This is a genomic window from Pseudoalteromonas holothuriae, from assembly GCF_945859825.1.
Lineage (GTDB): Bacteria > Pseudomonadota > Gammaproteobacteria > Enterobacterales > Alteromonadaceae > Pseudoalteromonas > Pseudoalteromonas holothuriae.
The window spans coordinates 33,142-49,801 of sequence record NZ_CAMAPC010000012.1; the positions used below are offsets into that span (position 1 = coordinate 33,142).

4 protein-coding genes are annotated in these 16,660 nt (G+C 43.0%); all 4 read right to left on the reverse strand.

Going from position 1 to position 16,660, the window contains the following annotated elements:
• Nucleotides 1-4 precede the first annotated feature (4 nt).
• The 4 genes from OCI93_RS14415 to OCI93_RS14430 are packed head-to-tail and all read right to left on the reverse strand — an operon-like array spanning nt 5 to nt 16,401.
• Nucleotides 5-8,389: a non-ribosomal peptide synthetase gene (locus OCI93_RS14415; protein ID WP_261626693.1), complete on the reverse strand. Its 8,385-nt coding sequence runs from the start codon at nt 8,387-8,389 to the stop codon at nt 5-7.
• Nucleotides 8,390-8,401: 12 nt separating this feature from the next.
• Nucleotides 8,402-13,327, reverse strand: a complete 4,926-nt coding sequence (locus OCI93_RS14420; RefSeq protein ID WP_261626694.1) for a non-ribosomal peptide synthetase — start codon at nt 13,325-13,327, stop codon at nt 8,402-8,404.
• Nucleotides 13,328-15,355 (reverse strand): AMP-binding protein, encoded by a 2,028-nt coding sequence (locus OCI93_RS14425; protein ID WP_261626695.1) that lies wholly within the window; start codon nt 15,353-15,355, stop codon nt 13,328-13,330. It abuts the gene before it with no gap.
• Between the two features lie 59 nt (nt 15,356-15,414).
• The gene (locus OCI93_RS14430) at nt 15,415-16,401 is read right to left on the reverse strand and encodes a TauD/TfdA family dioxygenase (RefSeq protein ID WP_261595245.1); all 987 of its coding nucleotides are present in this window, start codon (nt 16,399-16,401) and stop codon (nt 15,415-15,417) included.
• Nucleotides 16,402-16,660 lie beyond the last annotated feature (259 nt).

The window sequence follows — 16,660 nt, forward strand, 5'->3', positions numbered from 1 at the left end:
GGTATTACTCTTGATCCTCAAATTCGTTTAATAGTTGTTCCATAAAGTCCAGCTCATTGCTTTGGAGTCCTTGAATATCTTCAATTTGTTGTGCAATGCTTTGGATAGTCGGGGAGTTAAATAGACTGTTTAAAGACAGCGATAAATTGAATTGTGCTTCTATCACACTGATGAGCTTCATCGCTAAAATCGAATGTCCGCCGAGTTCAAAAAAGTTGCTATCAATACCTACCTGCTTAGAGGGCAAGTTCAGTAATTGCGACCAAATTTCAACGAGCTTATGTTCAGTGTCGGTTGTCGCCATTAGCGTATGCTTTTTGTGATCAATAAAATTCGGTTCAGGGAGCAGAGATTTATTTATTTTGCCATTACTCGTCAGTGGCCATTGCTCAATCACCACATAGTGTTCTGGCACCATATAGCTTGGTAGTAGTGCGTTTAAGTGCTCTTTAAGCTTCGCCCGCAGAAGTCTTATATCAGTATTGGCTTTGCTTTGTTGTTGTAGCATCACATAGGCTACGAGGTTAGGCTCACTACGCGTATTCATTTTCACCGCAACTTGGGCTGTGTTAATAGCCTGATGTTGGTTCAAAACAGACTCTATTTCGCCAAGCTCAATACGTAAGCCACGTATTTTTACTTGATCATCTAAGCGACTGATGTAATCAAAGTTGCCATCTTCTAAGATACGAACCAGGTCGCCCGTACGGTATAAACGCTCGTTTTGCTGTGTTGCAAACGGGTGCTTAATAAACTGTGTTGCATTGAGATCTGGACGATTCAGATAGCCTAGAGCAAGGCACACACCGCCAATATATAACTCACCTTCAGCGCCCATAGGCGCTAGTTTATGGTTCCTATCAAGCACGAGCAGTTGGGTATTTTGTAATGGTTTACCAATAGGCACTAACTTACGTTCTGGCTCAGGTTGACACTGCCAATGACTGACCACAACAGATGCTTCAGTAGGTCCGTACAAGTTGTGCAACTGAGCTTTTTGGCCCGGTTGCGCAAAGAAGTTTTGCTGTAGCTCGTAGTTTAAAGCTTCGCCAATACAAAACACTTGCTTTACAGACTGACAGCGACGCCAATCGCCATCACTAAGCATTAAGCTCAACATGGAAGGAACAAAGTGCAAGTGACTAATTTGCTGTTGTTCAATTATTTGTGTGAGATAGCGGGCATCTTTATGGCCTTCAGGCTTAGCAATAACTAATGTTGCCCCGCAGATCATTGGCCAAATGAATTCCCATACTGATACATCAAAGTTATAAGGTGTTTTTTGTAACACTCTGTCGGATGGTTGTAGTGGATATTGCTTTTCGAGCCACTGGACAAGATTGACTAACCCTTGATGGTTACATACCACGCCTTTTGGTTTGCCTGTAGAGCCCGATGTGTAAAAGAGGTATGCATTGGACTGTGCTGGTTGTCTCTGCTCGCGTACTAGTGCTGATTTGCTGTATGAGGTGATCTTTTTGTCAAATGGTGCACCATCGAGTGCAAATGCTTGGCAGTAACTGCGGCTAAACTGCGCTTCAAAGCTTTGCTGTGTTAACAACATTTGTACATTGCTATCGGTTAAAATAGTGTCTATGCGTGCAGTTGGTAAGTTAACATCAAGGGGTAAATATGCTGCGCCTGACTTTAAAATTGCCCAAATCGCTATCACCATGTCAAAAGATCGCTCTATGGCAATTGCAACATAGTCATTGTGCTGCACACCTTGCTCTATCAAAAAGCGAGCTAACTGATTAGTTTTTTCGTCAAACTCTTGATAACTCATTGACTGGTCTTGAAAAATTAATGCGTTATGAGTTCGGTCTGCCATATTAGCAAGTTGTTGTTCTAACAATTCGTAAACACAGATATTATCAGCGTAAGCAACGGTTTCGACATGGTTTGTCAATAGTGCGACTTGTTCGCTCTGCGGCACCACCGAGTAATGCATAATCGGTTGGTTTTGCTCATCAGTAAGTGCTTGTGTCAGTTGAGCTAAAGCACTTACCATGTACTGCGCGACCCGGTGTGCACTTAAGGGGGGCTGTACTTGGATGTTCAATAAGAAGTCATCACCATAATCGTCTACTGCAATGGCAAATGGATAATTGGTCCGCTCTTTGGGGTCAATAAACTCCAAGCCAATAAGACTATTTTGCTCATCACGAGCCTTTTTTTGTGTATGTCGGTAGTTAAGTAGGCTAGTGAATAACGCAGTTTCACCAGTTAGTTCACTATGTTGCTGGATTTGCGCCAACGGGGATTGCTCATAGGGGAGTAACGCCATTAAATTTTGCTGAGTTTGCATGACTAATTGTAGTGGCGTTAAATCCGTTAATATTAAGCGCAGAGGCAGTGTATTAATGAACATACCCAGCATGCTTTCGCTACCTTTAGTGCCTTGTAAACGTCCCGACATCACCGTGCCAAACACCACGTCTTCTTTATTGCTGCATGCTGCAATGACCATGGCAAAAGCACTATGGAACAAAGTTGCTGGGTTTAGCTTTAAATGCTTTGCCGTATTTCGAATCTGCTGACTGAGCGACTCATCGAGCAAAGAGTCTAGTTCATTAACTGGGTTGTCTTGGCTTTGTTTTAGCGCGAGGGCAAATGGTGTACTCGGTTCTGTAAATCCTTTTAGTTGCTTGCTAAAAAAGGTTTTTGTATCGTCAGAGCTTGTTGCTTGGTGTTGTTGTAGCTGCGAGATAAATCCTCGGTACTGAACAGGTTTTGGCAAGTCTTTTGGTTGCTCATTAAAAAGTATTTCTAATTCTTGTTGCACAATAGCCATGCTGACATGATCAGAAATAATATGGTGATCTAGCAGTCGAATTACAAATTCATCTTTATTCTTATCATGCGACGCACTGACTTTCAGCAAAGGTGCTGTTCGTAGATCCAAGCTCAGAGTTTGCTGAGCATCTCTATGTTGCATCTGCTCCAGATAGTCTTTTGTTTGGTCAAGCTCTAGCCATTCAACTGGCAGCTGCGCATGATGATAAACGACTTGTACAGGTTGTGATAAGTGATCCCATAAAATGGCGGTTCTGAGTGTATCGTGGCGCTCAATAATATGATTAATACCAGCAATAAACTGCTCAAATCGTGCTGTTCCCTTTATCTTTAAATAAGCTGGCATGACATAAGGGTCATTGTCTTGACTGAGCCTATGGTGAAACAAGATGCCTTCTTGTAATGGCGCAAGAGGATAGATATCTTTGAGATTTGCTAAACCACCGGGTACGCGCGCAATAATGTGCTCAATCTCTTGTTGAGAAAGCGCGATTAGTGGCAACATATCTGGCGTTAATTGAGATAGTCCTTGTGGCAGTGATTTGCTTGCAAAAGCGTTATCTTCGCCATGCTGTAAGCTGCTCAGTTTGAGTTTAGTCGCCAGCTCTTTTAACACCGGTGATTTAAATACTTCACTGGCATTGAGTTGATAACCTGCTTTTTGTAATGCGGTGATCACCTGCATGACCAACAGAGAGTGTCCGCCTAATTCAAAAAAGTGGCTCTGTCGGGTGATAGGGCCAACACCAAGGATAGGCTGCCATATTTTGGCTAGTAATTGTTCTTGCGTGCTTTGAAACGTCACGTCTGTATCGCTAATATGCTGTTTATTTGACTGTACAGCGGTGGCTTTAGGCTGGTATTTTTGCTGTTCTATAAAGACTAGCGCTTGTGGTTGTTGCCAAATTGGTTGGTGCAGCTGGTGGCACCGTTGAAGATAATGCTCAAGAATTGACTCTGCGCTATTCGTTGTCAGTTGCTGACACAGCCCTGTGATGGCGGTATTGAGCTCTTGTTCAATCTGCTGTACATGCAAACCTTTATTAAGTTCTAAGGTAAGTGAGAATAGCTCTGAATTAGAGAAGTCATCTACAGATAGCGTAAAAGGGTAGTTGCTTGGCTCGTCTACATTTACAAGTCGAACACCATTTAGTGTCTGTTGCTCGTCGGTATGGTCATCATTTTTATGCGAATGGCGGTAATTCAACATGGCACTAAATAGCGGCTGCTCACCAGAGAGTTGACTGGCTCGCTGTGCCAATGCCAAGGCACTTTGCTCATGAGGAATAAGCGCTTCAAGTTGTTCGCGTGTGCGAGTTATTAATTGTTCAGCTGTTAAGTTTGTAAGGTTTAGCCTCACAGGTAATGTGTTGATAAACATACCCAGCATCGCATTTGTTTGTTCAGCGCTGTGCATGCGACCCGATAATACTGTACCAAACACAATATCACTGTGTGCGCTTGCTCTGGCAACCACGAGCGCCCAAGCGCTATGAAAGAAGCTAGCGGGGGATACATTGAACTGGCGTGCTAATTGTCTGATTGTTATGCTGCTAGACTGATCAAGCTCATATTTGTGCTGAGTGATGTCACCAGCGTGGCCTTGAGTATTGTTAAGTTGATACGGCAAAGTTGCAAAATCAACGTCCCCTAGCAATTGTGTAAAGTACTGTTGCGCAGCACTGTGATCATGCTCGATAGCACGTGCAACAAATTCTTTGTATTGCACAGCGGCTGGTAAGGTCTCAGATTGCCCCATGAGGTACGCGCTTATCTCGTTAAGAATGATTTCGACGCTGATGTGATCGGAGACGATGTGGTGCTCGATAAACATCACCGCAAGCTTGTCAGTTACACTGTCTTTGGCGACTCGTAGCTTGATTAATGGGCATGCTTCTAAATCAATTTCAACTTCATTATGACGTGAGTTGTTGTGTTCGTTAGATAATAATGCCTGACAAATAGACGCCGAGTTATCTTTGCCTTGTGCATCAAGCTTCACCCATTCAACACTCAGCCTAGCCTCTCGGTGTACCAATTGCACCGGCTTTTCTAGTTGCCGCCACATGATGCTGGTGCGCAATACTTCATGCCGTTGGATCATAAAGTTTAAGCTTGCAACGAGTTTGTTGAATACAGCAAGGTTTTCCACCTCAAGTAGCGCCCTAACAATATATGGGTCGTTTTGAGGCGATAACATATGGTGGAATAAAATACCTTCTTGTAGGGGAGCCAGTGGGTATATCTCTTGAATACCAACAGCACCAGCAGGTACTTTTTCTACAATGGCATCAATTTGCTGTTGCGATAAATTAATCAATGGCAGCATGTCGGGGGTGATCTGTTGGCAACCTTCTGGAATTAGCCCACCAATAGACTGTTCTGTGGTTAATACAGTTTGCTCATCAGGTGTAATCGCTTGGGCAAGTAAGCGAGGTGTTGGCGTTTGAAATAGTTGCGCAGCAGTGATGGTTAAACCTTGCTGTTTTAAGGCGGAGAGTACTTGAATAACAAGCAATGAATGTCCACCGAGGGCAAAGAAGTTGTCATCTAAGGCAATTTTTTGCACGTCCAATACCGCTTTCCAGCAGTTGATGATCAGCTGCTCGGTTTGATTAGCTGGTGCTTGATGCTCATTAGCTAACTCAACAACTTCAGGCATATCAGCAGGGTTCGGTAGCGCTTTTTTATCTATTTTACCGTTACTGGTCAGTGGCAGTGCGTCTAGCTCAATAATAACCGCAGGGATCATATATTCGGCTAACTGTTCTGCTAACTTTGAACGTAGTTGGTTAATGTTTTGCTTTTGCGATGCGGTTATGTACGCCGCTAACGCTTTATCACCTTGCGGCTTTTGCCAAGGTATTACAATACATTGGGTGATATTATGTTGCTGTTGCATAACGGTTTCAATTTCGGCCACTTCGATGCGATAGCCGCGGATCTTAACTTGATCATCTTTACGACCATGAAACTCAATGTGTAGGTTTTGGTTCAAGCTTACTAGGTCGCCGGTGCGATACAGACGCTCGGATTGTACGCACATAGGTGTAACAAATGCTTGTTCCGTTTGCTCTGGCTTATTGAGATATCCTCTAGCAAGTGAAGGGCCACCAATATACAGCTCACCAATCACACCTTGTGGAACGGGGCGATGCTGCGCATCAAGAATATAAACAGTGGTATTAATGTTTGGCTGCCCAATTGGGATCTCACCACCGCTAAGGTACTGCTCAGTTAGGTTAAAACCAGTCGCAGTTACAGTGGTTTCAGTTGGGCCGTAAGTGTTGATAAGCGTTGGGCCACAGAACTCTTTAAACCAACGGTTTACTTTTGCAACTTGTAACGCTTCTCCCCCAACTATGACCAAACGTAGTGTTTGGGCAATTGTCTCATGTGGGTAACTGACAAGTTGATGCCAAAATGCCGTGGGTAGGCTCACAACAGAAATATTGTGTTTTGAGCAAAAGTTGAAAAACTGCACAGGATCACTGACGCAGTCTTGATCTCTGATTACCAATTGTGCACCGAAGCATAGTGAGCCAAATATTTCTTCGATTGAGATATCGAAGTTGATCGTTGAAAATTGTAAAAACGTATCTTGCGGGGTAATTTGATATCTATGTTCAATATTAAGCAAGAAGTTAGCCAGTTGCAGGTGTTCAATCATGACACCTTTTGGCTTACCCGTCGTACCGGAGGTGTACATGACATACGCAAGATTTTGCAATGTAATTGCAGGTAAAGGGCAAAGCTGGGTGCTTAGCTTTAATTGTTGAATAAACTCAGCATCATCTATTGCTAACAGTTTGCTATTTATATTGGTAAAAGCATCATTTGAGAGCAGCGCTTGTTGTGTCAAGATAACCTCAAGCCCTGCATCTTCTATCATGTACTCGATTCTGTCTTTTGGGTAATTAGGATCGAGCGGCACATAGGCGGCACCAGCTTTTAAAATGGCCATAATTGCGACAACCATGTCTGCACTTGGCGAAAAGCTTACGCCAATTAAAGTATTCGACTTTATTTGCACATTTGCCATTAAATACTGAGCCAGCTGAGTACTTTGCAGGTCAAGTTCACGGTAGCTGAGTACTTTATCCGTGCATTGAACCGCTGGCGCATTGGGTTGCGTGTTTACCTGCTCAGCAAAGAGCGTCAGAGCGTCATATTGTATAGGGGATGTGTGCTCAGGTACGCTGGTTTGTTTTGGAATTTGAGCCGGTTCAATATCTTGTAGTTGTGCGTTTTGCGGCTCTGATAACTCAACTAAGTTCACCAATAACTGCTTGAAATGCTCAAGCATGGCTTGCACGGCCAGAGGTTCAAAGTCTGCACAGCGATAGGTGAGTTCAAAATGCAGTGAATCTTGTGGAAGTACAGTAACCGTGAGGGGATAATTTAAATCTGAACGGTTTTGTATTTCACAGATTTCAAATTCTAGATTGTCAAAGTTCAGCGCTTTATCAATTGGCGCATTTTCATAGACAAAAATACTATTAAACAAAGGTTGATCGCCTAACTCGCTGTATTTTTGAATATCAGTCAGAGCTGTTTGCTCATACTCTCGCAATGCTAGGTTATTGTGTTGTAATTGTTGCAGCCACTGCTTAAGGTTTTGTCGCTCATCAATATTGACTCTCAGGGGGAGTGTGTTGATGAACAATCCCACCATACTTTCAATATTGGGTAAGTCGATAGAGCGTCCAGCAACGGTTATGCCAAAAACCACGTCGCTATTTTGCGCATAACGTGCCAAAGTTTGTGCCCAGGCGCCTTGTAATAAAGTATTGAGGGTGACTTTATATTCGCTGGCAATTGCGCGCAGTTGCTCTGAGGTGTGCTTATCTAAATGGCAAATTACATCTTTACTCAGAGCCGTGTGCGCTTCACTGGCAAAGCGGTTTTTTTGCATAATCCCTAAGTCTGTTGGCGTACTAAAACCAGCCAGTTGCTGTTGCCAAAATGCTTGCTCGGCCTGCTCATCTTTGTTGCTATGTAACCAAGAGATGTAGTCTTGATACTTAGGCGCTTTTTGCAAGTTTATCGATGTGTTGTCGTTAAAGTGGCGGTAAAGCTGTAAAAACTCCACCATAATCAGCGAAAAGCACCATGCATCCATCAAAATATGGTGGTAACTGCGGATAAACTGATAGCGGTTTTCATCAAGTTGCGCCAAAGTGACATTCATCAGCGGAGCCTGATTGAAATTCAATCCCTGTTTGCGCTGTTGCGCAAGTAACAGTTCAGTTTGTGCTTCTTGCTGTTCAGCGCTTAAATGACGCCAATCAAGAAACTCAAAAGGCATATGCACATTTTTAAATACTACTTGCAAAGGCTCATCTTGGGTTTCATGTACGAATGCACTGCGCAACACTTGGTGGCGACCAACGACGGCTTGCCATGCTTTTTCAAATGCAGCGACATTTAAATTATCCATGGTCATGATGTAGCGGTATTGCTGTAAATAGATACCACTGTTAGGTTGCATTAAAGTATGAAATAGCATGCCGTGTTGTACAGGGGTAAGCGGGTAAATTGTCTCTATATTATCGGCTAAAGCCTTAAGTGACTTGGTTGTAATCGTCGTCATGATATTGCTCATTTAATGCTGTGTTGGTTGCGTGCTGTGGTCGCTAGGGAGCGCCAGCTCATTGAGTAAACGAATAAATGCCTTATCGTCTATGTTGGCAAGCGTAAAGTCTGCACCTGTAACTCGCCCATTGTTGCTATCGAGGCAGTGCGCAATAATCACCGCTAAATTAGTTTGAAACGCTTGGGTCAAGTTGTTCATATTGCTAAATGCGCTATGGGGTTTTGGGAAACTCCAATGAATATGAAGCTGGTTGTTTTCTACTAGAATATTGATATCAAGTAAATGAGCGCGGCGGTTTCTAGGGTCTCTTGTTGTCGGTACAAGCCCCGTTTTGAGGCTAAATTGCTCGTTGATATTGTTGTTACGACTACCTAAAAAGTTAAACGATACAAGGTTTGAGTAGCCTGTATTTAGAGCACTATTTTGTGTCTGCATATAGCGCAATAAACCATAGCCAATGCCTTTGTTTGGTATAAAGCGCAGTTGCTCTTTAGTGGTAATTATATTTTTTTCAAGGCAGTCGGTTACGACAAACTTTTGTGCAAAGCGCGTGGTAAACCAAGCAACGGTTCTAGACACATCTTGCTCTTCGCCCGGTGCCAGTAAATTAGCTTCTCGGCCATGACCTTCAAGCTCAATGGTGAGTTCTGGTAATTGCCAGTGAGCTGTGAGTGTCTGTGTTAGCGCGCATAGCAGTAACTCTTGTGTATTGGTGTGGTAAGCCAAGTTTGCACGGTTTAGCAGTTGCTCTGTCATGACGTTATCTAAAGACGTAACGATGGTTTGCGCGTCTTGATATAAGTTGTCTACTGGTTCATCAAATACTGGGGACAGGGCTAATTGAGATTGCCAATATGCCTGTTGCGCGTGGATAGATGGAGTGTTTGCAAGCTCAGCTAAGTAGCCTTGCCACTGCTGAAACTCATAATTAACATCTGCTAATGAGCTCGGCTTCCCTTGCCTGATAGCGCCATAGCTCGTGAGTAAATCGTTAATGATCACTTGCCATGATACGGCATCTACAACGAGGTGGTGTGCAGTACAGAGCAACAGGTTATCAGCTTTAAAGTGCACGAAGCGAACTAAAGGCGCATTGGATAAGTTAAATTGGCTTTGATAAGTTTTGAATGTATTCTCACATGCTGCTTGTTCGGTTTGCTGTACAACATCACAGAGCCAAGCTTTTTGATATGAATTGTACTGTTGCTGCCATGTTCCATCTTGGTTGTTAAAAGATAAACGCAGTGCCGCATGTGTTTGCAACACGTCTGCACATGCCTGTTGCAACGCGGCAAAGTCAAGTTGGCTTGGCACGTTTAATAGCAATGACTGGTTCCAATAGTTCGGATTTGTAAGCGGCTGCTCAAAAAACCAATGCTGAATTGGGGTCAAAGGGAAAGGCTTTTGGTCGAGTTGTACTTTGCCTTTTGTCTGACCTGTTGACGGTTGACTAGCAAGCGGTAAATTAGCGCTGATCTTGGCGATGGATTTATGGCTGAAAATATCTTTAGGCAGCAATTGAATGCCTTCTTTTCTAGCTTTGGCAACCAGTTGCAGACTCAAAATAGAATCTCCACCTACCGCAAAAAAATCATCATGCGCTTGAATATTTGGGTTATTTAGCAGCTCTCGTACAATCGCTAACAGTTTTTGCTGCTCTTTTGGTACGCTGGCTTGCACAAGTTGTTGGGCTAGTTTGCGTACAGTTTTATATTCAAACAACTGTTGTGGTTTGAGGTTAATGTCTTTTTTACGCGCTTGAGCAATGACCTGTAGGCCCAATATTGAGTCACCGCCAACACTGAAAAAATCGTCTTCAACGCTAATATGAGGGCGGTTCAGTAATGACTGCCATATTTCAAGTAGCTGCTGTTCAAGCTGTAGGTGCTCATCAGGCCATGTTACTGCTGGTTCATTGGCTGTAAGTGTTGTTTGGGTGCTGCGCTGCGCTGCGTCTTGAGCCAATGATTTACGATCAATTTTACCATTTGCAAGTCGTGGTAATTGCTCAATGCTATACCACTGGGTTGGCACCATATAAGGAGGCAGTCGTTCAGATATTGCGGATTTTAATTCGTTGATTTGTAGTTTGTCAGCGACCACATATGCCAGCAGTTGAGTTTGACTTTCAGCGTTGTTGTAAACAACAACCGCTGCTTGTGAAATATATTGTTTAAGCGCGGCTTCTACTTCACCTAGTTCAACCCGATAACCGCGTATTTTAATTTGCTCATCGTTGCGGCCGAGGAAGTAAACTAGGCCGTTATTCATTACAACGTTATCACCACTGCGATACCATCGCTGACCTTGTTGCACATAAAATTTTTCATCGGTTAGTTTATGTTGATTTAAATAACCTTTTGCAAGCGCTGAACTTGCAATATGCAATTCGCCTGCAAGTCCTTGCGCCTGCACTTGACCACAAGCGTCGACGATCTTAATTTCGTAGTTTGGCAGGGGCGTGCCGATAGGTTGAGTAATGGTAGCATTATGCTCGCAGACTTTGTGTACGAGCGCGCCAATGGTTGCTTCAGTCGGACCATAGTGATTGAATATTTTGACTTTGGGTGCATAACTTTTAACCGCTTCGATAACTTGGCTAGTCAGTGCTTCACCGCCGAATATCAGTGCTTGTAAAGGCAGCAGAGCGACATTGGCTTCAGCTTGTAGCAAACCGTAAAAGTGTGAAGGTACAATTTTCAAACAATCTACTGGAGCGTGCTTTAGCTCAGCTAACAGTGCTTGGCTATCGAGTGCCAATTGCTCATTTAGGACGCGATATTCGCGGCCAGTTAGCAATGCACCAAAAAGAGCGGTATAACCTAAATCGGCACTGTGCTTTGATAAGCTGGTCATGCTGGCTGTTTGACTTAAGGGTATTGTTTGAACAAGCGCATCCACATAATGAACTAGATTACTGTGTGTGAGCTGAACTGCTTTGGGCTGTCCGGTTGAGCCAGAGGTGTAAATCAAATAGGCTTCATCTTGTGGGCTCAGCTGAGACGGACAAAGTGGCTTACTCGCAGTTGTCGCAGTACTTGTTAATTGCTCACCAGTTAGATAGGCAACCTGTGCATCGTATTTACTGCACTCGCCATCGCCATCACCAATGAGTAGTGAAAGGTTGGCATCTTGCACAATATATTCAATGCGTGCTTTGGGCCAGTCAGGGTCTAACACCAAAAAGGAGCCGCCCAGCTGCCAGCAGGCCAACATGGCAATAACTTGAGTGCCGCTCCTTTGGAGCGTAATACCAAGTCTGTCGCCTTGGCTGAAACCTTGCTCAGCAAGTTGGATAGCGGCGCGCTCTACTAATTCGTTTAGTTGTGCGTAGGTATAGTATTTTTCTTGTTCACGCAGTGCTATATGTTGCGGATGCTTCTCTACTTGGGTTGCAAAAGCATGCCATGCGCTGCTGTTATTTACATTACTTTTTGTTGCGGTTAATTTTGCCTCAAGTGAGAGCGGACAGCTGTGTAGTTCAAAGTAGGGGATGGTTGCATCATTTAGCAGTTGCTCAGTCCAATGCGTGAACATAACTTGAAAGGTTGCAACTGTTTGCTGTTTATATAAGCTGTTGTTGAAACGCCATTTACATGTGAATGTCTCGTTGTGATCAACAACAACGAGGTTAAGTTCATGGGCTGCACCGCGTTGCTCAGCCAACAATTCTTGGCTTATTTGCTCATTCACCCAATTGTCTTCAGGGACGCTGTTAAGGGTGAACATGTGTTGAAAAACGGGACTACGTTGCGAGTCTCTGTCGATATCTAATTGATCAACCAGCTTTGCAAATGGATATTCTTGATGCTTTAGTGCATTTGTACTTTGCTCTTTAACTCGGATAAGAAATTGTGAAAAACTTTCAGCAGGGTCTATCTGACAGTTGAGTGCCAAAGGGTTTACGGTATAGCCAACAATTTCCGCATCTTCTGGCGCTAAGCGTCCAGCACTAGGCGTGCCGATAACAAACTGAGTTTGCCCCGACAAACGCGCCATAAACCACTCAAAGGCAGCTAACCACCAGATGTATGGTGTAATGTTTTGCATGCGGCAAAATGTTCTGAGTTGACTGGTAAACTCCTTTGACAGAGTGTTGTGTAGCTCTTTACCAGCAGAGTTCATATTTGCTTGGTAGGCAAAATCTGTAGGCAAATTTAAAGGTGTGATCGATGCTAATGAGTCTAACCAAAATTGCTTATTCGCTTTATCGAGTGCATTGGCTTGGCGTTCACTCCACTTTTGGTAAGAATGATCCGGATAGATTTTTTTAGTCGCCGTTTCACCACCTAACAAGCGAATGAAATCCCTACGAATAAAATCAAAAGATATAAAATCAGCTGCAATATGGTGGATTGTTATGCTAAGAAAACTTTGTATTTTATTGGCGGTTGCTAAAATATGATTGTGCGCCAGTGCAATATGACAAGTTTTGTGCTGATCTGGCGCAAGTAGAATATCGGCTTGTTGCGCAAGCCAAGTGTCTAATTGTGCTTTGCTCATGTTTTTGAACTCATGAAATTGCGTTTTTACGGGCTTAAAATCATTGAGCCATTGCACCGGCTCGCCATCTCGTTCACCATAGTTTAATGCTAAAACAGAGTGAATATCACATAATTTCGCAAACGCAGTATTGACTTGCTCTTGAGTATAAAGCTCCTTTGTTTCAATGGCATAAACCATGTTGTAGGCAGTGCTCTGGGGGCGCAAACGATATAAAAACCATAAGGCTCGCTCATTTGCACTTAGCGCACGCGCATCATAATAATCTGGCTGAGCTTTTAATAGTGCGAGCAATTGTGGCTTGTTCGCTTTTAATTGTTCAATAAGTTGTGGTGTCATAACACCTTCTTGTGCTTTAAAGCTCAAGTTGCCATTGACTTCGCTCAGCTTGATGCCTTTTTTCCAACACTCTTGAAGTAATGTCATCGCCATTTAAAGCATTCCTTCTGTTGGCATTTCGTTAGCAGGGGCTTGACTTTTTTGTGCATATTGCTGAGCTAAGTAAATTGACAGTTGTTCGATACTTGGGTGATTCAATACAATTTCTACTCTAATGCTTAGGTCTAATTGTCTAGATAACTCATGTACCAAAGACATCGCGTCAATGGAGTCAAGACCAATTTGCATGAGCTGTTGTGACGAGGACAAAGTGTTAACAGCTTGACCTAATCGATTACTTATCCATTGCATTATCCAGCTGGCAATATGGGGGGGGTCAAATGCCTTTATCGGTGCAATAGCTGCATTGCTAATCGGCGCTTGTTGCCATTTGGCGACAGCTTCAAGTTCATTATTTATATAAGCTTGCTTACAGGCTAACCGTTGAATTTTACCCGAGCTAGTTTTGCTTAAAGTGGCTGGCTTGATGAGCACGATTGCCGTCACTCTTAGCTCGTGTTCTTGAGCTATGATGGCTCTAATTTGTTTAAATAAGGGCACATAATCGTCATACCTCATCGATTCTCTAGTAAGCTCCTGCACTAATACTAACTCTTTAGTATTGTTGTCATGCGCTACTTCAAAGATGGCAGCGCCATGAGGAGTAAGTTGTTTGCTTAATGACGTTAATGAATGCTCAATATCTTGAGGATAATAATTACAGCCATGCAAAATGAGCATCTCTTTTTTACGGCCAGTAACATATAGTTGTTGTTGCTCAACAAAGCCTAGATCTCCTGTTGCCATAAAGCCGGGATCACCCTCAATGTTTAAGTTAAATGTCTGTTCATTGAGCTCTGGTTTTTGCCAATATCCGCGAGTTACACTGTCTCCCTTATACATAATTTCGCCGATTTGCCCGTCAGGAAGTGGCATGCGGGTATTTACATCGACGATGCGCAGAGGTATTTGCTCTATAAGTTGTCCAGAACTTGCGATGTGTTTTGCAGAAGCAGGGTCTACTTTGACTTTGTCGATGCTAAAAGCTTGGCTATCGACACTAAGCAGCTTATAAGGCTTATTTATAGGTGTTGCTGTCACAAGTAAACACGCTTCAGCCATGCCATAACTAGGCTTTACAGCGTTTTTTGCAAGACCATTGTAATGAAAATAATCATAAAAATTATCAAGCGTATGCGCATTAACAGGCTCAGCACCATTGATTAAAATGCGTAGAGAGGAAAGATCAAGCGTTGACCTTTGTGTTGCAGTCACTTTTTCTACCGCTAAATCGAATATGAAGTTAGGCGCTGCGGTTACGGTGGCTTTTAGAGCAGTGATTGCTTGCAAAAGTACATAGGGGTTTTGTGCTACTTTAGCTGATGCCAAAATGTGTATAGTCGCACCCGCTCTAATTGGTGAAAGGATCCCGCCAACACATCCCATATCGTGATACAGCGGCAGCCAATTAATCATGATATCCGACTGACACATGTCATATGTATCAATGATCAGCCCAGTATTTGAAAGTAAATTGTAGTGAGACAGCATCACGCCTTTTGGTTGTCCTGTTGAGCCTGAGCTGTACTGTAAATATGCAATATCATGAGTATCGATATTGGCAGTTTGCCAAAGTGTTGCATCGTTGATATTGAGCTTGTCAGCAAACACGGTATTGATTTTTAAATTGTGCGCTTTACACCAATCTTCAGTAGCGTTGCTGTCTTGGCTTAAGCACACAAGCGTGTTTGGTTGGCAGTCTTGTACTATGCTATTGAGCCTACGCCAATCACGTGCTTTACGACGTGCAGGGTAAATAGGAACGGCAACTACGCCGGCGTAAATACAGGCAAAAAATGCGACCACATAGTCAATGCCGTTTGGCATAAGGAGCATTACTCTGTCGCCAAATTTGTTGTGTTGTGAGAGTGTATTAGCAAGCGCTTTGGCACGTTGTGCAAGTTGCGAATAGGTAAGGGCTTGGCTATCACTACCGTGGTATACTGACAGTGCAATATGGTTGGAATTTGTGTGCGCTTGGTGTTCGAGTACTTGTTGCCAGTTACTAAATTGACCTTTCATGTTATTTACTCTTTTTTAGTCTGGTTGTAAAAAGGTGTTTTTAATGTACGAACACTGCTTTAGGGTTGTTCGCTATAGCCTTGTGCCATTGCGACAATGACTTTTCTATCACCGCTGAAAGTACTGCGACCATGTGCAGCAAGCATGTTATCGAGCATCATGATGTCGCCTTGCTGCCACGGAAAGCTAACTTGGCATTGCTCAAGTACATCTCGAATATGTTGAAGATCGTCATCTTTAATTGGGCTGCCATCGCCGTAATACACATTTCTTGGCAGGTTTTCTTCGCCTACAATCGAGATAAGCGTGTCTTTAATATGTTCATCTAGGTTAGAAATATGAAACAAGTGAGCTTGGTTAAACCACACTTTTTCATGTGTATGCGGATGTGTTGATATTGCTTGGCATATTTGCTTTGTTTGCAGCTCGCCATCTTCTTTCCAAATGCACTCAATATGGTGCTGAGCGCAAAAACTCTCAACTTGTGCCTTGTCAGATGTACCAAACGCTTGCTGCCAAGACAGGTCTAAGCCATTACCGTAGTTACGAATATATAACAGCCCATGGTTTACAAAACGGTCGCGAATAGCTGGGTCAATTTTTTTATATATAAGTCGGCTATCTGCAATAGGCGTTTCGCCATTTTGCTCGGGAGCAATTTCGCAGTGAAACCAGATTTTTAGTGGCCAATTTAAGGTGTAAGCTTGCTCATTATGTAATGGAATAACTTGATGAGCAGGGTACTCTGTAGAGGTATAAACCCCACTAGACACTTCATTACGTGGGGTTGAAGCATAATCATAAGTTAGCAAATCGTGGCCAAATATACGTGCAAATGCATTGAAGTCTTCAGCTCCATCAATAGCAAAACCTCTGAACAATAATCCACCGTGGATATGCAATTGCTGTTCAACAAGTTGCTTTATGTCGTCTATACAATCTCGCCACACAGGACTGTTTATAGGTTGAACTAGCACTGGTAAACCTGCTGAATGAAAATGATGGTCTATAGAAATTGACATATAAGTCAATGGGTTAATTGGCATGGCGTATTCCCTCAAAAGAAACTATGGCAAAGCGCTGTTGGCTATTTAAAACAATACCAGCGAGATAAAAGTGCGTATGATAAAGGCAAAGAAACAACATATCAACAATCTTAATGATAATAGTTTTTATTAATCTTTGTGTGTCAGTACCCTTTATACTTCACTCTAAAGAGCAGTTAAATCTCTGAAGAAAATAGTTTGTTTTTTATTTGATGGTATTTTGCGCCGATTTTGATTGAAAAAAGTAAATAATAAGCAG